Source organism: Streptomyces sp. RLA131 (assembly GCF_056270125.1).
Genome location: NZ_JBWDOQ010000002.1, coordinates 4,677,384 through 4,695,887 on the forward strand (window position 1 = coordinate 4,677,384; position 18,504 = coordinate 4,695,887).

Genomic DNA, 18,504 nt, shown 5'->3' on the forward strand with positions numbered 1-18,504 from the left:
TGCCTGCCCCTGTCAGAAGAATCGTCGTGCGTTGTCATGGGTTCTGGTCCACCAGCGGGGTGCCGACGAGCGACACCTTGTCCGCCAGCGCCAGCAGTCGCTGGTCCACCTCGGAGACGGTGTCTCCGGTCGCGATCACGAAGCCCGCGCGGCCGAGGAACTGCCTCGGCGGCAGGCGGAGTTCGGTGCCCGGTTCGCTGACCCGCCGCACCTCGTGCACCCACGGCTCGTCGGTGAGCCCGGCCGGGACGTCGATGTCGTCGAACGTCAGGTCCGACGCGGGGTAGAGGAAGCGGATGCCGACCAGCCGGTCCGGCCGCGGAATCGGCTCGGGTTCGCTGCCGGTGGCGACGGCGCCGAGGACGCCGCCGATCGACAGGCCGGGGACCGCGATCTCGGCGAGGTGCGGGATGAGGTCGCCGCCGAGCCGGCCGTTGACCTCGACGACCTTGGGCCCGTCGGCGGTGAGCATCAGCTCGGTGTGGGTGACGGCGCGGTCGATGCCGAGGGCCTTGTTCGCGGCGATGACCACCTCGCGGACCGCGGCCTCGGTCTCCCCGTCGAGGACCTTGCCGACGACGTGCGCCACCTCTTCGAAGTACGGCGGGTAGCCGGTGCGCTTCGCCGAGATCGAGAAGGGCTCGACCTTGCCGTCGAGCACCCAGCTGTCCACGGCGATCTCCGGACCGGCCAGGAATTCCTCGACGAGGACCAGTCCGTCGTCGATGGACGGGTTCTCCGCGTCGCGGACGAGGGCGAACGTCTCCCGCAGCTCGGCCTCGGAACGGACGATCCGGACGGCGATGCTCGCGGCCTGGCCCCGGGGCTTGAGCACCACGGGGAAGCCGATGGTGTCGGCCGCGGCCACCGCCTCGGCCACGGAGCCCGCGAGGCGGTACCGCGCCGACGCGACCCCCGTCGCCCGGAAGCGCTCGCGCTGTCGCGCCTTGTCGCGGCACGCCCGCGCGGCCTCGACCGGCATGGTCGCCACGCCGAGTTCGGCGCCGACCTCCGCGGCCACGCGGACCTGCATCTCGTCCCAGGTGAGCACGCCGGCCACGTCGTGGAGCGCGGCGAGATCCTTGGCCGCGGCGAGTACCTGCGCCCGGTCCTGCAGCTCGACCTCGCGGTAGTCGGCCACGTACGGCGACTGCCAGGCCAGCGGGGTCTGGGCGATCAGCAGGACGCGGTGGCGCCCGGCCAGACCGCGTAGGGCGTAGTCACGGAAGTGCTGGTCTCCGGACCCGATGACCAGGATGTTCTCGCTCATGTCCGTCCCCCGAACGTCAGATCCACGAGACGGCTTCGATGAGCTCGTCGTCGTAGAAGCCGAAGAAGAAGCCCATGGTGATCCGGTCGGAACCGGTGACCTGCTCGATGGAGTGGTAGTACGTGGGGTTGAGCAGGTAGACGTCCCCGGCTCGCGGCTCGAATTCGTGCGCCGGAGCGTCGCCCGTCACCGCCTCGTCGTAGCCGAGGCCGCCGACGATCTTGTACGCGTTGTCCTCCTCGGACCAGCGCTTGCGGTGGATGCGCAGCTCGCCGCCCTCTTCGCACTCCTGGATGCACACCACGCAGCTGAGCTGGTGGCGCAGTTCGGCCAGGGCCAGTCCGGTGCCCGCCGCGTCGCGCATGATGTTGTCGTTGTGCAGCGGGGTGCGGATGTTGTCCGCGTAGATCCGTACGTTCTGCTGCGAGTAGGTGCGGCCGCCGGCCTCGAACTCGGTGTCGAGCCGCTTGAGGCCCAGCACTTCGGCCAGCCGTTGACGGGTCCGCGCGCCGAGGTCGACGCCGATGGACTCGGTGAACTCGTTGGCCTTGAGCGCCTCGGCGAAGTAAGTGTCCGGATCGTCCAGGTGCTTGGCCAGGTAAGGGCCGATGGTGGTCAGGCTGCCGTTGCTGTACCGCGTGGTCGACGCCTGGCCGAAGACCGGCGTCAGCCGCTCCCGGTTCGCGTCGAACACCGACTCCGGCAGCAGGTTGCGCAGCACTACTACGGCCACCGTGCCGTCGACCAAGCGCCTGACCAGGTCCGCTCCGTCGATGTCCGTGTCGCGATCGACGTCGATGACGATGCGACCCCATTGCTCAGTCACCCTGAATACCTCCTGCCTGTGTGGTTCATCAGGCGGCGTGTTCCCCCGCCCCGAACCGCAACGTTGCCACGATTGCCAAAAGTTGGCAAGTGGTCGATGCCAGTGACTTCAAAGCATTCCACCTGCGTAGATCCGTATCCGCGCGCGTAGTTGGCGCCGGGTGGGTCAGCATGCGGGGCTGCGAATGTCGGCGCGAGCGCCAGGCGGTGACTTTGATGTTGCCAAGCGTTGCCAGCGGTTGGTACGGTAGGTGTCACCAGCCGGGGGATGGTGTGCCACTCCGGCGACGACTGGCTGCGGCCGCACCCGGAGCGAGTTCCTCAGCCGCCCAACGCAAGCCCGAACCAGTGAATGGGGAAGTTGTGTCTCTGTTGGCCGAAGTTATGACCGTGAGCGAGCGCGAAATCCGCTTCGGCGGCGTGCGCTACGGGTTCTCCGTCGGACACGGTCCGGCGTCACTGCGCGCCCTGACGGGCAAACTGGAGGGCCTCGACGCCGACCGGTTCGTGATCGTCGCCGACGCCGGCCTGTCCGAGAAGCAGATCGACGAGATCGCCCGGTGCGCCGGCGAGGCCGCGCCCACCACGGTGCTGTCCGTCCTGGCGGACGAGAAGGCCAAGAGCCTCGACGTGGTCAACTCCCTCGCCGAGCAGCTGATCCCGACCGGGGTCACGCGGCGCTCCGTCATCATCGCGCTGGGCGGCGGCCTGGTCGGCAACATGGCGGGCCTGCTCAGCGCCCTGGTCTTCCGGGGCCTGCGCCTGGTACACGTCCCGACCACGCTGCTGGCCATGTCCGACTCGGTGCTCTCGCTGAAGCAGGCGGTCAACTCCAGCGTCGGCAAGAACCACCTGGGCACCTTCCACGCCCCGGCCTTCGTGTGGAACCACCTGGACTTCCTGGACACGCTGCCGGCGGACGAGATCCGCTCGGCGCTCTGCGAAATGATCAAGAACGTGCTGGGCATCGTGCCGGACCGGTACGACGCGGTGGCCGCCCGGCTGCGCGCCGACGCGCAGTACACCCCGGAGGACATCGCCTGGTTCATCGACCTGTGCGTGGACGCGAAGTCCGCCGTGATGCGCGACGACCTGCATGAGCGCGGCGACGCCCTCGTCCTGGAGTACGGCCACACCATCGGCCACGCGGCCGAACTGCTCACCGGCGGCGAGCTGCGCCACGGCTACGCCATCGGCCTGGGCATGCTCGCGGCCGCCCGGATCGCACGTGAGCTGGGCCTGCTGACCGCCCAGGAAGAGGCCGCGCACCGCGAGCTGCTCGTCCTCGGCGGCGCGCCCACCGTGCTGCCCGCCGGGGTGACCCTGGAGGGCGTGCTGCGCATCATCGCGCTCGACAACAAGCGCGGCTACGTCAAGGGGACCGCGGGCACCCGCGACCTCATCCTGCTGGAGGGGCTCGGCAAGCCGCACCGCCCGGCCGGTGCCCAGATCACCCAGGTGCCCGAGGCCGTCGTACGCCTCGGCATCGAGTCCATTATCGCCGAGGTGGCGTGATGGCGACGATCGTCCGCGGCGAGCGGTCCCCGTTCGGCCCGATCATCAACGACACCAGCGGTCCGGCGACGACCCACCGCCAGGTCGGCGGCGAGGGCGTGTGCCGTTGGAAGATGCTGATGAACGGCATGCACCTGGAAGGCGATTGGAACTGCGTCGAGTACGTGGTCCTCACTCCCGGCGCCTCCGTCGGTGAGCACGTGCACATGCGCACCGAGGAGATCTACTACATCGTCCGCGGCCGGGCCGTCGTCACCATGAACGACGTCGAGCTGCCCGCAGGCCCCGGCGACCTGATCACCACACCGATCGGGGCGGCACACTCCATCGCCAACCGCACCGACGAGGAGATGCACTTCTTCGTCATCGAGGTGTTCCCGGGCGAGGGACGGGCGGCCGAACCGGCCCAGCTGAACGTGCCGGCCCGGCTGCCGGACGCCGACGGCGTGCGCCGCGCGACCGTCGACCTGCGCCCGTACTTCACCGGTGACTGGCACTCCTTCACCCTGTTGGACATCCCGGGCGGCGACACCGTCGGCGAGGCGGCGCGGGCCGACCACGCCCAGGTGCTGCACCTGCTGGACGGCAGCGCCGAGTTCGAGGTGAACGGTGGGCGGTACGAGGGCGGGCCCGGGCTGTCGCTCGCGATCCCGCCCCACACCCCCTGGACGGTGCGCTCGGCCGGACCGGTCTCGCTGATCAGCACCGAGGTGGCGGTCCGATGAACCTGGGACTCGACGGTCGGCGCGTGCTCATCACCGGGGCGGCCAGCGGGATCGGCGCGTCCACGGCGCTGGCCTTCGCGGCCGAGGGCGCCAGGCTCGGCCTGGTGGACCGGGACGCCGAGGGCTTGTCCGCGGTCGCGGACGCGATCCGCGACAAGGGCGGCGAGGTCTCGGTACGGACCGCCGACCTGTCCACCGCGGAGGGCGTGCGCGGCGGTGTCACCGGCATCCTCGACGGCTGGAACGGCACGGCCGACGTGCTGATCAACAACGTCGGGCAGTGCCTGGCCCGGTCCTTCGACGAACTCTCCGACGCCGACTACCTGGCAACCTTCGAGATCAACTTCCTCAGCGCGGTACGGGCGACCCGTCTGGTGCTGCCGGGCATGCGCGAGCAGGGCCACGGCAGCGTGGTGACCAACACCTCCGACCTGGCCCGCCAGCCCGAGCCCGGGCTGGTCGACTACCAGGTGGCCAAGGTGGGCCTGATCAGCCTGACCAAGAGCCTCGCGCTGTCCGAGGGCCCCGGGATCCGGGTCAACGCGGTGGCCCCCGGCCCCGTGTGGACTCCCCTGTGGACCCGGCCGGGCGGCTTCGCCGACACGCTGGGCGACCTGCACGGCCGGGACGCCGAGGCGGCGGTCAAGCACGAGCTCGGCCGACGCCAGCTGCCTCTGGGGCGGATGGGCGAGCCGGACGAGGTCGCCCAGGTGATCACCTTCCTGGCCTCGGACGCCGCCGCCTTCGTCACCGGAAGTGTCTGGGGCGTCGACGGCGGCACCGTCCGCGGCCTGCTCTGATCCCTCCTGAACGCACGAAAGGCGGTGCCATGACACTGGCCCTGCACGGCGGAGATCCCGTGCGCACCACCCACTGGCCACTGTGGCCACAGCCCGCCTCGGAGGCCGCGCAGCAGCTCACCGAGGTGCTGTACTCCGGGCGCTGGTCGATCAGCGGGCCTTACCGGGGCACGGACACCAAGGAGCGGACCTTCGCCCGGATGTTCGCGCGGTGGAACGACGTCGAGCACTGCGTGCCGACGGCCAGCGGGACCGCCGGGCTGATGATCTCCCTGGAGGCGTGCGGGGTCGGCGCGGGTGACGAGGTCATCGTTCCGGGAATCTCCTGGGTCGCGACCGCGTCGACCGTGCTGGCCGTGAACGCGGTCCCGGTCTTCGTCGACGTCGACCCGGACACCCTGTGCATGGACCCGGCGGCCGCGGAGGCGGCCGTCACACCCGACACCAAGGCGATCGTCGTCGTCCACCTGTACTCGGCACTGGCCGACATGGACGCGCTGCGCGATCTGGCCCGGCGCCACGACCTCACCCTGATCGAGGACGCCGCCCAGGCGCACGGCGCGGTCTACCGGGGCGCCAGAGCCGGGACCATGGGCCGCGCCGGAGCGTTCAGCATGCACCACACCAAGGTGCTGACGTGCGGAGAAGGCGGCGCGGTGGTCACCGCCGATCCGGAGCTGGCCCGGCGGATGGCCGAACTGCGCGCCGACGGCCGGCACCAGCCCGAACTGCCGCCGCCGCTGCACGAGATGGAACTGGTCACCACCGGCACGTTGATGGGCAGCAACCGTGCGTTGTCGGAGTTCCACGCGGCGGTGCTCATCGCCCAGCTCGGCCGGCTGGACCGGCAGAACGAGCAGCGTGCGATCCAGGCCTCCGTACTGGAGAAGGCGCTGGCCGACCTCGGGTTCGCCACTCAGCGGACCTCGGACGGCACCGAGCAGCGGACCTACTTCGGGTTCGTGATCCGGCTGCCGGAGGAGTTCGACGGCATCGGCACTGCGGCGGCCGGCGCCGCGTTGAGCGCGGAACTGGGCCTGCCGGTCAAGCCGGTCTACCCGGCGATCCCGGCCAGCCCGCTGTACTGGCCGGGCAGCCGCCGCAGGTTCGACCTCGGCGCCGAGCACCGCCGGCGCATCGACCGGGCCCGGCACCGGCTGCCGGTCAGCGAGCGGGCCGCCGCGCGTCACCTGACCTTCCACCACAGCGCGCTGCTCGGGGAGCGGTCCGATGTGGACGACATCGTGGCCGCGCTCGGCAAGCTGCGCGACCACCGCGCCGAACTCGTCTGAGGAGAGGAACCCATGAATGCCACCTCCGCCGCACCGGTGGTCGTCATCGTCGACGGCTACTCCAACTCCGGTGCCTACGTGGCGGAATACGCCGGACTCGGAGTCGACGCCCTGCATGTTCGGAGCACGGCGGAGTTCCTGCCCAAGATGGTCCCGCCGGACCTGTCCGTGTACCGGGAGACGTTCGTGTGCGCCGACGCGGACGCGGTCGACGCCACCGTGGACGCGCTGCGCGGCTACGCGCCGATCGCGGTGGTCGCCGGTCAGGAGCCCGGGGTTCCGCTGGCGGACCTGCTGAGCGAACGGCTCGGGGTGGCGACCAACGGCACCGCGAAGTCCCCTGCCCGGCGCGACAAGTTCACCATGATCGAGACGGTGCGGGCGGCCGGTCTGCACTGCGCCGGACAGTTCGTCGGCTCCGATCCGGCCGGGATCACCGGCTGGGCCCGCGACCTCGGCAGCTACCCGGTGGTGGTCAAGCCGCGCAGCTCGTCCTCCTCGGACAACGTCTTCATATGCCGGTCCGAGGCGGAGGTGTCGCAGGCCGCGCGGGCGGTGCTGGCCGGCATCACCATGTACGACCAGCGCAACACCGACGTCCTCGTCCAGTCCTATCTGGACGGCACGGAGTACATCGTGGACACGGTGAGCGCGAACGGGCGCCACACGGTGTGCGGGGTGTGGCGCTACGACAAGAACCTGCTGCCTTCCGGCAGGCCGGTCTACGACCTGGACGTGCTGCAGGACCCGGACGCACCGCACGTGCGTGAACTGATCGCCTACGTGCTGCGGGTGCTGGACGCCCTGGGCATAGAGCACGGTCCCGGCCACGCCGAGGTGATCATGACGGAGTCGGGCCCCGCGCTCGTGGAGCTGGGCGCCCGGTTGAACGGGAACATGAACCCCGCCCACCACGAAGCGTTCAGCGGGACCAACCCGGCGCGTCTGGGTGCCCTCGCCTACGCACGGCCCGCCGAGTTCACCGCCCGCTACGCCGGCAAGGTCTACGCCAAGTCCTGCGAGGCGGTCGTGCACAACGCCGCCACCAGCCGTGAGGGCCTCGTGACCGGGATCGACGAGGCGGTGGTCGACAAGATCGCCTCGCTTCCCACGGTCCGGGAGGTCGTGGTCCGGCGTCCGGCCGGGACCCGGCTGGTACCCACCGTCGACCTGATGACCAGTCCCATGCGCGTGTTCCACATCGGTGGCTCGCACGCCGAGATCCTCGCCGACCACCAGGTCATCGGGCAGCTGACGGAGGACGTCTTCCGACTGGCCGACCCGACGGCCTGACCCGCAATCTCCCAGGGGGAACGATGAACGACACACCCAGGTCTCTGCTGTTCTGGGGCGGGTCCGCACCGGTGGATCTCGGACGTGACGTGGGCACCCGCCTGCTCCGGCAGGCCGCCGCCCGCGAGGTCGCCACGCAGGTCACCACCGAGTTCCCGGACGTGCCCGAACTGGAAGCACTCGCCCGCACCCTGCACCGTACCCAGGTGGAGGACCCGGCGGCGGCCGTCGCCTGGGCCGGGGGGCGGCAGTTCGACGTGGTCCTCGGCGTCAGGGAGCAGGTGCAGGTGGCCCTCGCCGAGGTCGCCCGGGCCGTCGGTGCCCCCGGCAACCCGCCGGCGGCCGTACGCACCGTCCGCGACAAGGACCGCTGCCGTCAGGTCCTGCGCGAAGCCGGGCTGCCGCAGCCGGAGTTCCGGCTCTGCGCGGATCTCGCCGAAGCCCGGGCGTTCCTGGAGGGCACGACCGGGCCGTGGATCGTGAAGCCGCGGGACGCCTCCGGCAGCCTCGGCGTCCGCAAGGTCACCGCGCCCCACGACCTGGCCCCCGCCGTGGCCGCGCTGCCCGCCCGCACGGCATTCCTCGTCGAGCAGTTCGTCGAGGGCCCCGAGTACAGCGTCGAAGGGGTGTTCCTGCGCGGTGAGCCCCGGGTGCTGGCGGTGACCGAGAAGAAGCTGCTGCCGCCGCCGAACTTCGTGGAGGCCGGGCATGTGCTGCCCGCCGACCTGCCCACCGGGCTCCTCCAGGAGTTCGAACAGGCCGTGACCAGCGCGCTCAAGGCACTGGACCTGCGGTTCGGCATCTTCCACGTCGAACTGTGGTCCACCGCGGACGGCCCGGTGCTCGGCGAGGTCCACGTCCGCAACGGCGGCGACTGGATCCACCTCATGCTCGAGTACGCGATTCCCGGGCTGGACCTGTTCGGCCTGGTGATCGACGACGCCCTCGGCTCGGACACCGGATCGTGCGACCTGGTGCCCTCCAGGGCGGCCGCAGTCCGGTTCCTCGCCCCGCCGCCGGGCCGGGTGAGGCGGGTCGTCGGCTGGGACGAGGTACTGCGGCACCCCGCCGTGCTGAAGGCGGATCTGACCGTACGGCCGGGGGACCTCGTCGGAGAGATCCGCGAGTCCTACGACCGGGCGGGATACCTCGTGGTCGGCGCCGGTTCCCCGCGACGGGCGGCGGAACTGGCCGACCGGCTGACCGCGCGGGTCCGTTTCGAGATGGCCACCCGGCAGGAGGCCGCGGCGTGAACCGCAGGGCCTTCACCGCCGGGCTGTCCGCCGACCACGCGGCCGGCAACCTCGGCCAGTACATGATCCTCCCCGTGCTGGGTGTCTTCCTGACCGCCCAGGTCGGCGGTGACTGGATCGTCGGCGTCGGGCTGTTCCTGTACAGCGCGTCCGCCGGGGTCTGCGCGCTGCTGGTGAACCACTGGCTGCCCAGGTTCAGCATCGTCGGCGCCATGACCGGCAGTACGGTGCTGTCGGCGCTGGGCTTCGGCCTGATGCCCTACAGCCACGACGCCGTGGTCCAGGTGCTGCTCATCGTCCTGGCCGGCTTCGGCGGCAGCGTCCACTTCCTGCTGTCCAGGGTCCTGGTCGCCGAAGCGATCCCCGACGCCGTCGGGCGGCACCAGGTGTACTCGGTGCTGCAGATCGCGGTGAACCTGGCCGCGGCGCTCGGCCCGTTCCTCGCCGGGCTGCTGTACTCGTCGGCCGACCCCCGGGTGCTGCTCACCACCGTCGCCGGCTGCTACCTGCTCGCCGGGCTGTCGCTACGGTTCGGCATCCCCAGGGAGCTCCGGCCCACGGCGACGTCCGGCCGGTGGCCCGTCAGCCGGGCCGTGCTGCGGCTGGTCCGGGAGGACTCCTCGATCCGCCGGACGGTGACGATCTGCGTCCTCGGCGCCTTCGTCTACGGCCAGCTGTACTCCGCGTTCGCCCTGTTCGTCGCCCGGGACGTCGGCTCCGCGCTGGTGCGGGCCGCGCTGCTGGCCGCGCCCGCCCTGGCCATCGTCGTCCTCCAGACGGCGGTCACGGCCGCCACCGGGAAGCTGCTGGCCAGGGGCACCCGCCCGTTCACACTGCTGGTCCACGGCACCGTCCTGTTCAGTGCCTCCATGGTGGTGCTGGGCGTCGGACTGCCGGTCGTCCTCGGCGCCGCCCTGGCCGTCGCGCTGTTCTCCCTCGCCGAAATGCTGTTCACCCCCATGGTGAGCACCGCGTTCGCCGGTCTGCCGGTCACGTCCACGCTGGAGGCCTTCAACCTGCGCCAGCTCAGCTGGACCGCCGGTGAGGCGATCGGCTCGCTGGCCGGCGGCACCGTGTTCCTGGCCCTGGACCAGGCAGGTCTCGCCCACGGCTACTGGCTGGGCGTGGCGCTCGGCACCGGCGCCGTCCTCTACGGGCTCGCCCGTCACGTGCCCCGGCGCGACACGGTCGTCAACGTCACCCGAGAACCGGCCGTCTGAAGCCAGGAGAGAAAGGAACCCACCATGTGCCGACTCATCCTCGCCTCCGGGGATTTCGCCGTGGCCGACATCACCGCTGCCGCCCTGGACATGAGCTGTGGCCGGACCGCCGATCACGACAACCCCACCAAGGTGCACGCGCACGGGTGGGGCGCGGTCTGGCGCGAGCACGACCAGGGGACCGGGCACGGGCTGCGCGCGCACACCGACGTACGGCCGCTGGCCGACAGCCTGCGCGAATCCCCGCTGCCGGACATCAAGACCGACTTCCTGGCCGTCCACACGCGCAACGCGAGCCTGGAATCCCAGCGCGGCCTCCGCTACACCCACCCGCTGAACAGGGACGACGGCTGGTACTTCATGCACAACGGCTATCTGCCCACCGCCCACCAGGGGCTGGGTCTGCCCGCCTGCGAGTTCGACTCGCGGGAGTACTTCGACTACCTCCTCCCGCGCGGCGCCGAGGGCCTCGATCCGGCGGTGGCTCTCGGCAAGCTGGACGCGCTGCCGCCCGGCGGGAACTCCGGCAACGCCATCGCCGTGCACCCCACGGGTGCGTACCTCGTGCACTGGAGTGCGCCCGCGGTGGCCACCCCGGTGTTCTTCGCGATGCGGCGCCTGAGCCTGCCGGGGCTGGAGGTCATCGCCTCCGAGGTGGTCCCGGGTCTCGCCCCGGCCGAGCAGTGGGAACCGCTGCCGGCCCGCACGGTCTCGTACTTCCCCTTCCCGAAGGAGGCGTGAGAGATGTCCGCGACCGGTGACCCGTACCGTCGGGTACTCCAGAAGATCGACGAGCACGGCGTCGAACTGATCCGCTTCCTGTGGGTGGACCACAACGGCATCGTCCGGGGCAAGGCGGTGACCCGCCAGTACCTGCGATCCCGGATGGAATCGGGCATCGGGCTGGCCAAGTCCAGGCAGGCGGCCGGCCTCATGGACATCGCCGTGCCGGTGCCCGGCTTCAACGCCGTCGGCGAGGTACGGCTGGTCCCCGACCCGGCGACCTTCGTCGCGCTCCCGCACGCGCCGGGATCCGGAGCCATGCTGTGCGACCTGGTCCAGCTGGACGACACCCCCTGGGACGCCTGCCCCCGCACCTTCCTGAAGTCCGCGCTGGCGGCGGCGGGCGAGCTGCAGGTCGTGGCCTCCTTCGAACCGGAGTTCACACTCTGCGACAGCCGGCCGGAGCTCGGCGCGCTGAGCGTGCTGGACGACAGCCTGTGCTTCGACAACACCGGCTTCGACGCCGCCAACGACTACGTGATCCGGCTGCTCCGGGGTCTGCGGGGGCAGGGCATCGACGTGGAGGTGTACCACCCCGAATTCGGCGCCGGGCAGCACGAGATGACCCTGCGGCACGGCCCGGCACTGAGGGCGGCCGACATCTCGGTGTGGCAGCAGGTGATCACCAGGGGGCTGGCCGCCTCGATGGGCCTGTGGGCGACGTTCGCCCCCACTCCCGGCCCCGGCTTCCGGGGCAACGGGAACCACCTGCACCTGTCCATGTGGAAGGACGGCCCCGGCCGCGCCCCGGAGAACGTGTTCGCCGACGGCGCGGACGAACTGGGCCTGTCCGAGACGGCCTACCACTTCATCGGCGGGATGCTCCGGCACCTGCCCGGCCTGCTGGCACTGACCTGCCCCAGCGTCAACAGCTACGAGCGGCTGCGACCGGGCATGTGGTCCGGCGCGCACGCCTGTTACGGCCAGGACAACCGGGAAGCCGCCGTACGGGTCCCGAGCAGGCTGCGCGGCAGCACGGCCGCGTCCACCAACGTCGAGCTCAAGGCGGTCGACTCCACGGCGAACCCGTATCTGGCCATGGGCGCGGTGATCTACGCGGGCATGGACGGCATCACCAACCGGATCGATCCGGGACCCCAGCTCGCGGAGGACCCGAGCGGGCTGTCCGACTCGGAACGGGACCGCCTCGGGCTGGGCCTGCCGCTGTCCCTGGAGGAGTCGTTGGAGGCGCTGCGCCGGGACGACTACCTGATGGATGTACTGGGTCCGCTGCGCCGGCAGGTGTATCCCGCGATCAAGGAGGCCGACATCCGGGCGGTCAAGGAGATGGGGGACGACCTCGCCTTCCTGACCTACGCCACGCGCTACTGAGGAACCGCGCTCGCCACAGGAGGTCGCAGTGCTGGAACAACCTGCCTTCGGGCAGCGGCTGCGGGCACTCCGCATCGAGCGAGGACTGTCGCAAGCCGCGCTGGCCGCGGGCGGCCTGTCCACGGGCTACCTGTCCCGGCTGGAATCGGGCACCCGGCCGCCCACCCGACGAGTACTCGAACACCTGGCCAAGCGGCTGGGGCTGCCGGTGTCGGCGTTCGCCCGGGGGTCGGGCCAGAGCCTGTCCCGGGCGCTGGCCCTGGCCGTGTCCTCGGCGCGCATCGGTACCGTCGCCGACGAACTGGCCGTGCTGCTGCACGCGGGCGAGGACCGGCTGGATCCCGCGTTGCGCTGGCAGTCACTGTGGCTGCTGGCCTCGGTGCGGGACGGGGAAGCCCGGTACGAGGACGAACACGAGCTCCTGGTGGAACTCGGCGAGCTCAGCGAGGTGATCGGCATCCCCGAGCTGACCGTACGGGCCCGCATCCGGCTCTCCCGGTGCCTGCTGTTGCTCGGGAACACCGCCCGCGCCCACGCCGAGGCGCAGGAGGCCCACCACCTGGCCGCGGACCTGTCGGTGGACGACAGGTCGGCCGCTCTGCACGCGCTGATCCGCGCGGAGGCCGAAGCGGACCGCCCGGACGAGGCCCGGGCGCACGCCCGCGAACTGTGCGAGCTCACCGCGGCGGAACCCGGGCCGCTGCACGTCCAGGCCCTGTGGGCGACGAGCTGGTTGTACGCCCGCCATCGCGACCACGCGAATGCCCAGCGGTCACTGGAACGGGCCCTGGACCTGCTGGGCCGGGAGCAGAACCCGTGGCTGCCGGCGTGGGCGTTCCCGCTCCACCTGTGGCCACCCGGTCGATGACCGGACCGGCGGCCGGCCCCTGGGGCCGGCCGTTTCGTCAACTCCGGGTCGTGGTCCGAATATGCGACGATCCGGCCAGCAATCGAGAGGGCTGATGGGCACATGGGCAAGATGCACGCCGACGAAGCGCAGACCGACGCCGACCTGGTCCGGCGGCTGTTACGCGCCCAGTTCCCCCAGTGGGCGGATCTGCCGGTCACCCGGCTCGCCTCCGGAGGAACGGTCAACGCGATCTACCGGCTGGGCGAGGACCTGACCGTCCGGCTCCCGCTGCGCCCCGGCGGCGCCGAGGCCATCGCCATGGAGGCGGGGCTGCTGCCCCGGCTGGCACCGCTGCTGCCGCTGCCGATCCCCGAGGTGGTGGCGACCGGCGCTCCCGGCGAGGGGTACCCCCTGACCTGGGCGGTGCACCGGTGGATCGAGGGCCGAACCCCGGTCGAGGGCGACCTCGCCGAGCCCGAGCGCGTGGCCCGCGACCTCGCCGCGTTCGCGGTCGCCATCCGCGAGATCGACCTCCCCTGCGGTCCGCCCGCCCACCGCGGCGAGCCGCTGATCGCCGAAGACCGGGAAATGCGGGCGGCGATCGAGGCACTGCGCCGCACCGACGAACCCTTCGACGCCGACGAGATCACCGCTGCCTGGGAGGAGGCACTCGCCGCGCCCCTGTGGACCGGCCCGGCCTGCTGGACGCACTGCGACCTGATGCCGAGCAACCTGCTGCTGGCCGGCGACCGCGTCGGCGCGGTCATCGACTTCGGCACCGTGGGCATGGGTGAACCGGCCACCGACCTCATCCCGGCCTGGAACCTGCTGCCCGCCTCGGCGCGGCAGGTGTACCGCGATGCCGTGGACGTCGACGACGCGACCTGGGCCCGCAGCCGGGGCTGGGCGCTGTCCATGGCGGTCATCCAGCTGCCGTACTACCGGACCACCAACCCGGTCATCTCGGCCAACGCCCGGCACGTCATCAGGGAGGTACTCGGCACCGCGGCATAGCGCGGTGCCGAGGACCCCGACGCACCGAAGAGGGGCGCTCCTTCCGGGAGCGCCCCTCTTCGGTGCGTCGTGCGGCCGGCTACCGGTGCGGCCGGATCCGCCGGTGGAGCCTGTCCATCGTGGTCACGCGTTCATCCCGTCGCGCCAGGCGATCCACCGGCGGAGCGTCCCCAGGTCGAACGCGGGGCCACCCGCGCCGACGACGAACAGCGAGACACCGAGACCGTGCAGCTCGGTCCCCAGTTCGTTCGGGTCGCCCTCGTGCGCGGCCAGGCCGGACACGCTGGTCGACACCTCGATCCCGGCCGGATCCCGGCCCACGTCCGCGCAGTGCTTGTGCAGGACGGACAGCTTGTGCCGAATCGTCGCCGGATCGTGGAAGGCGTGCCAGATGTCCGCGTGTTCGGCGACGAGGCGCAGGGTGCGCTTCTCGCCTCCCCCGCCGAGCAGCAGGGGCAGCTTCCCCGCCGGCGCCGGGTTGAGCCGCGACAGCCGGGACCTCACCCGCGGGATCGCCGCCGCGAGTTCCCGCAGCCGTTCGCCGTCGGAGCCGAACGGGTAGCCGTAGCCGGCGAAGTCCTTCTCGTACCAGCCGGAGCCGAGGCCGAGCACGACCCGGCCGCCGCTGATGTGGTCGACGGTGCGTGCCATGTCCGCGAGCAGATCGGGATTGCGGTACCCGGTGCAGCTCACCAGCGGCCCGAGCTGCACCGTCGAGGTGGACTCGGCCAGCGCCGCGAGGACCGTCCAGCATTCGAAGTGCCTGCCCTCCGGCTCACCGGTGAGCGGGAAGAAGTGGTCCCAGACGAAGATCGCGTCCGCGCCGAGGGCCTCGGCCTCGGCCGCGGTCCGGCGGATCGACGCGTAGTCGGCGTGCTCGGGCTGCAGCTGCAGCCCGATACGTACGGGCCGGCCGCTCACGCGGGCCCGCTGTACTCGGCGAAGGTCAGCTCGGTGAACAGCTCCGGGCGGTCCGGCGCCAGGTTCAGCTCCCGGGCCCGCCTGAGCATGTAGCGCCAGTACGGCTTGACCGGCGGCCACAGCGGGCCGACCTCGCAGTAGGAGGCGTCGACGAAGTAGCGCGGCTTGCCCAGCCCGCCCGGGCGGGGCCGGCGGGCATGGAAGAGGGCCGAGTGCAGTACGACGGTGCTGCCCGGCGGCAGCTCCTCCAGCACGACCTCACCGGGCAGCGGGCCGGTGCCCAGGTGCACACGGGCCGTCTTGTCCACGCGCTCCCGGTGCGACCCGGGCAGCACGACCAGCGAGGAGGTGTCGGTGCTCAGGCCGTCCAGGTAGTGCAGGGCGTGGATCATCGTCGCCGAGCGGCCGGTCTGCGTGCTCTCGTAGTCGTGGTGCCAGGGCTTGCCGGGCACGTCCGGGGCCTGGCGGTCGCTGTGCAGGTGGTGGAACACGTAGGACGCGCCCATCAGCTGGTCGAGTATCCCCAGCAGCGGGGACCAGGTGATCAGCTCGCCGTGGGCGGGCAGCTCCAGCTCCATGACCGGCGGAACGCCGAACTTCTCCGGGTCCTTCACCGAGTCGATGGAACGCGCCCGCAGGCCGTCGTCCACCCACCGGTCGACCTCGGGCTTCATCCGGTCGACCAGGTCCTCGTCGAGGAAGCCGGGCAGGATCAGGTAGCCGAGCTCCTGGAACTGCCGCAGCTGATCGGAACGCAGGGAAGTCGGCTTGTCGCGGGCGAGCAGAAGAGTGTTCGGTGTCATCGCGTTACCCCCATTGGCTTCTACAGATCGGTGAACAACTGATCGATGAACGCGGAACGGAACTTGCCGTCCGGATCGTGCTTCGTGGCGAGGCGGGCGAAGTCCGCCGCGCGCGGATAGCCGGCGGTGATCCGCCCGGCCGGGGTCTCGGTGAGCTTGGCCCAGTGCGGCCGGGCGCCCAGGGGCATCAGCTGCTCCTCGACGGCGGCGATCACCGGCCGTACCGCGGGCAGGTCCTTGAACCAGGTGAAGTGGAAGGTGACGGTGTCCCGCCCGTAGGCGGAGCTCAGCCACAGGTCGTCGCCGCGGACCGTGCGCACCTCGGCGATGTGCAGCACCGGGGCGATCCGGTCGGCAAGTGCCCGGATCGCGGCGAACGCGGTGGCGGCCCGGCTGCGGGGCAGGAAGTACTCGGACTGCAACTCCTCACCGGCGCCGGGCGTGAGCTCGGGCCGGAAGTGCGGCAGCCGCTGGTACCAGGGGCCTGGCACGCCCAACTGCTCAGTGCTGGAACCGGGATCGACCCCGGGCACCGGGTGCAGCGGCGCGGCCGCCTGACGTCCGCGCCACCAGCCTGAATCGGGCCGGTCGGTACGGTGCTTGAGCCACACCGAGCCGTGACCGCTGCGCCAGTCGGTGAACAGGCTGACGCTGTAGGCGGCACCGAACACCGCGTCCAGGTCTTCCGCGACCTCGTCCAGCGGCACGTCCGGGCAGACCGTCTGCGCCATTTGGTAGGCCGGTTCGACATCCAGGGTGAGCCGGGTGACCACGCCCAGCGCGCCCAGCGCCACCACCGCGCCGGCGAACTCGTCGGCGTGTGTCTCCCGACGCAGTTCGACGAGGTCGCCCTCCGGACCGACGAGCTCCAGACCGGACACCGCCGCGGCCAGACAGCGCTGGCTGTCACCCGAACCATGGGTTCCGGTGGCGACCGAGCCGGCCACCGAAATGTGCGGGAGGGAAGCCAGGTTGCCGAGCGCCCAGCCCTCCCGGTGCAGGTACGGCGCCAGTTCGGCGTAGCGCGTGCCCGCCGGCACCGTCACGGTGCCGGCCGCCGGGTCCAGCAGCACGGAGTCCGCAAGCCCGTCCAGCCGTACGAGGTCACCCGTGGTGTCGGCGACCCCGTTGAACGAGTGCCGGGTGCCGAGCGCGCGTATCCGGTCGCTGCCCGCGACGAGCGCGCGCAACTCGTCGACCGTGCGCGGCCGGTGGACCCGGCGCGCGCCGTAGGTCAGGCTGCCCGCCCAGTTGCTCATCGTTTCGGACACCGCCGTCACCGTTCCCCACCTGCGAACGCGGCGGCGGGCGCGGGTGCGCCCAGCTGCTGCTCGACCGGAACGATGCTGAAACCGCGCTCCAGCAGCCCCTCGATCATCGGGGCCAGGGCCGCCACCGTCTGCGAGCGGTCGCCGCCGCTGTCGTGCAGCAGCACGATGGAACCGGGCCGGGCCTGCTCGACCACGCCGGTGGCGATGGTGTCCGCGCCGGGCATCTGCCAGTCGTCGGGGGCCACGTCCCACAGCACGGTGGTGAGCCCCGATTCGGCGAGCCAGCCCAGCACTTGCGGAGTGCGCGAGCCGTACGGGGGCCGGAAGAGGGTGGGTGCCCGGCCGCCGGTGGCCGCGGCGATCGCCTCGTTGGTGCGGTCCAGCTGCTCGACGAGCTGGGGCCGCGTCAGTTCGAAGAGCAGGGGATGCGACCACGTGTGGTTCGCGATGCCGTGGCCCTCCTCCAGCATCCGGGCCAGGTACTCGGGATACGCCGTCGCGTACATGCCGGTGCAGAAGAAAGTGGCCGGTACGTCGTAGCGTCGCAGGACGTCCAGCACCTGCCCGGTGTAGGGCGGCTGCGGGCCGTCGTCGAAGGTCAGAGAGATCTCCCGGCGCTCACCGCTGCCCCGGCTGACGCAGGTACGCCGCTCGGTCCACTCGGCCAGGGCCCGCTCACTGGTGCGGGCGAACTCCGCGAGGTCGGGCTCCCGCCCGGTCTGGCTGCCCCGGTGGCGCTGCAGCCGGGTCAGTGCGCCGAGTCCGCGGCGCGCGGCCGCCGCGATGTCCGCGGCCGGCACCGCGGCGAAGAGCGGGCGTTCCCCGAGGTGCCGCGGATCCGCGCGGTACACGGTCAGCCCCTCGGCCATCATGCGCCCGTCGAGCACCCCGTTGGTGCTGTCCACGACGGCGGCCAGCTCCCCTTCGAAGCCGTACAGGTACCGGATCAGTTCCTGGGTGTGCCGGGGGCCGAACAGCCGTGACGGCTGCCGCCGCTCCCCGGACTCGTCGATGACGTCCACCGTGAAGCCGTCGGCGCTCCAGGAGATTCCCGAATAGAACATCTGCCCCCCAGCTTGGCAAATTGTTGTCAATATATGTCAGATGTGCCAGCACATCAGCACTGGTCATCACATGGGGACTCAAGCCATGCGATCCCGCCAGTATTGATGTTTGGCACAGTGATGTCAACGCATGGCAATTAGCTTGCCTTGGGTTGGACACTGCCGACCGGGCGTCCGGGCCGGCCTGGAAGAGGCGGGCGAGCAGGCACCGGGAGGCGGCGAGGGCGGTTTCTCGCGGTTGTCCGGCGAGGCCGCTGGGGGCCGGGAGCAGGA

The 18,504-nt window shown here is 71.4% G+C and carries 17 protein-coding genes; 11 read left to right on the plus strand and 6 right to left on the minus strand.

Annotation, left to right across the window (positions count from 1 at the left end; all coding sequences use genetic code 11):
• Positions 1–34 precede the first annotated feature (34 nt).
• Complete coding sequence (locus RWE79_RS22150; RefSeq protein WP_475941803.1) at positions 35–1,270, minus strand: ATP-grasp domain-containing protein; 1,236 nt, start codon at positions 1,268–1,270, stop codon at positions 35–37.
• Between the two features lie 16 nt (positions 1,271–1,286).
• Positions 1,287–2,096: a 2OG-Fe(II)-dependent halogenase WelO5 family protein gene (locus RWE79_RS22155; RefSeq protein WP_475941804.1), complete on the minus strand. Its 810-nt coding sequence runs from the start codon at positions 2,094–2,096 to the stop codon at positions 1,287–1,289.
• Positions 2,097–2,485: 389 nt separating this feature from the next.
• Between RWE79_RS22155 and RWE79_RS22160 the strand changes: the two genes are divergently transcribed.
• The 11 genes from RWE79_RS22160 (at position 2,486) to RWE79_RS22210 (ending at position 14,172) form a co-directional block, all read left to right on the plus strand.
• Complete coding sequence (locus tag RWE79_RS22160; protein ID WP_475941805.1) at positions 2,486–3,610, plus strand: 2-deoxy-scyllo-inosose synthase; 1,125 nt, start codon at positions 2,486–2,488, stop codon at positions 3,608–3,610.
• Positions 3,610–4,335, plus strand: a complete 726-nt coding sequence (locus RWE79_RS22165; RefSeq protein ID WP_475941806.1) for a cupin domain-containing protein — start codon at positions 3,610–3,612, stop codon at positions 4,333–4,335. The genes RWE79_RS22160 and RWE79_RS22165 overlap by 1 nt, the downstream gene beginning before the upstream one ends.
• Positions 4,332–5,135, plus strand: a complete 804-nt coding sequence (locus RWE79_RS22170; RefSeq protein ID WP_475941807.1) for an SDR family NAD(P)-dependent oxidoreductase — start codon at positions 4,332–4,334, stop codon at positions 5,133–5,135. Before RWE79_RS22165 ends, RWE79_RS22170 begins: the two co-directional genes overlap by 4 nt.
• 29 nt (positions 5,136–5,164) lie before the next feature.
• Positions 5,165–6,427, plus strand: coding sequence for a DegT/DnrJ/EryC1/StrS family aminotransferase (locus tag RWE79_RS22175; protein WP_475941808.1), 1,263 nt, complete (start codon positions 5,165–5,167; stop codon positions 6,425–6,427).
• A 12-nt stretch (positions 6,428–6,439) separates the two neighbouring features.
• Positions 6,440–7,720 (plus strand): ATP-grasp domain-containing protein, encoded by a 1,281-nt coding sequence (locus RWE79_RS22180; protein ID WP_475941809.1) that lies wholly within the window; start codon positions 6,440–6,442, stop codon positions 7,718–7,720.
• A gap of 23 nt (positions 7,721–7,743) precedes the next feature.
• The gene (locus RWE79_RS22185; RefSeq protein WP_475941810.1) at positions 7,744–8,973 is read left to right on the plus strand and encodes an ATP-grasp domain-containing protein; all 1,230 of its coding nucleotides are present in this window, start codon (positions 7,744–7,746) and stop codon (positions 8,971–8,973) included.
• On the plus strand, positions 8,970–10,193 hold the full coding sequence (locus tag RWE79_RS22190; RefSeq protein WP_475941811.1) for an MFS transporter: 1,224 nt from the start codon (positions 8,970–8,972) through the stop codon (positions 10,191–10,193). The genes RWE79_RS22185 and RWE79_RS22190 overlap by 4 nt, the downstream gene beginning before the upstream one ends.
• Positions 10,194–10,217: 24 nt before the next feature.
• The gene (locus RWE79_RS22195; protein WP_475941812.1) at positions 10,218–10,934 is read left to right on the plus strand and encodes a class II glutamine amidotransferase; all 717 of its coding nucleotides are present in this window, start codon (positions 10,218–10,220) and stop codon (positions 10,932–10,934) included.
• 3 nt (positions 10,935–10,937) lie between these two features.
• Positions 10,938–12,308, plus strand: a complete 1,371-nt coding sequence (locus RWE79_RS22200; protein WP_475941813.1) for a glutamine synthetase family protein — start codon at positions 10,938–10,940, stop codon at positions 12,306–12,308.
• Positions 12,309–12,336: 28 nt separating this feature from the next.
• Positions 12,337–13,176, plus strand: coding sequence for a helix-turn-helix domain-containing protein (locus RWE79_RS22205; RefSeq protein WP_475941814.1), 840 nt, complete (start codon positions 12,337–12,339; stop codon positions 13,174–13,176).
• Positions 13,177–13,287: 111 nt separating this feature from the next.
• On the plus strand, positions 13,288–14,172 hold the full coding sequence (locus RWE79_RS22210; RefSeq protein WP_475946004.1) for an aminoglycoside phosphotransferase family protein: 885 nt from the start codon (positions 13,288–13,290) through the stop codon (positions 14,170–14,172).
• A gap of 123 nt (positions 14,173–14,295) precedes the next feature.
• On the opposite strand, the gene RWE79_RS22215 is transcribed toward RWE79_RS22210, so the two are convergent.
• The 4 genes from RWE79_RS22215 to RWE79_RS22230 are packed head-to-tail and all read right to left on the minus strand — an operon-like array spanning position 14,296 to position 18,231.
• Positions 14,296–15,093, minus strand: a complete 798-nt coding sequence (locus RWE79_RS22215) for an LLM class F420-dependent oxidoreductase (RefSeq protein WP_475941815.1) — start codon at positions 15,091–15,093, stop codon at positions 14,296–14,298.
• On the minus strand, positions 15,090–15,896 hold the full coding sequence (locus RWE79_RS22220; RefSeq protein WP_475941816.1) for a phytanoyl-CoA dioxygenase family protein: 807 nt from the start codon (positions 15,894–15,896) through the stop codon (positions 15,090–15,092). The genes RWE79_RS22215 and RWE79_RS22220 overlap by 4 nt, the downstream gene beginning before the upstream one ends.
• A gap of 20 nt (positions 15,897–15,916) precedes the next feature.
• Positions 15,917–17,155 (minus strand): FAD-binding protein, encoded by a 1,239-nt coding sequence (locus RWE79_RS22225; protein WP_475946006.1) that lies wholly within the window; start codon positions 17,153–17,155, stop codon positions 15,917–15,919.
• A gap of 17 nt (positions 17,156–17,172) precedes the next feature.
• The gene (locus tag RWE79_RS22230; protein ID WP_475941817.1) at positions 17,173–18,231 is read right to left on the minus strand and encodes a polysaccharide deacetylase family protein; all 1,059 of its coding nucleotides are present in this window, start codon (positions 18,229–18,231) and stop codon (positions 17,173–17,175) included.
• Positions 18,232–18,504 lie beyond the last annotated feature (273 nt).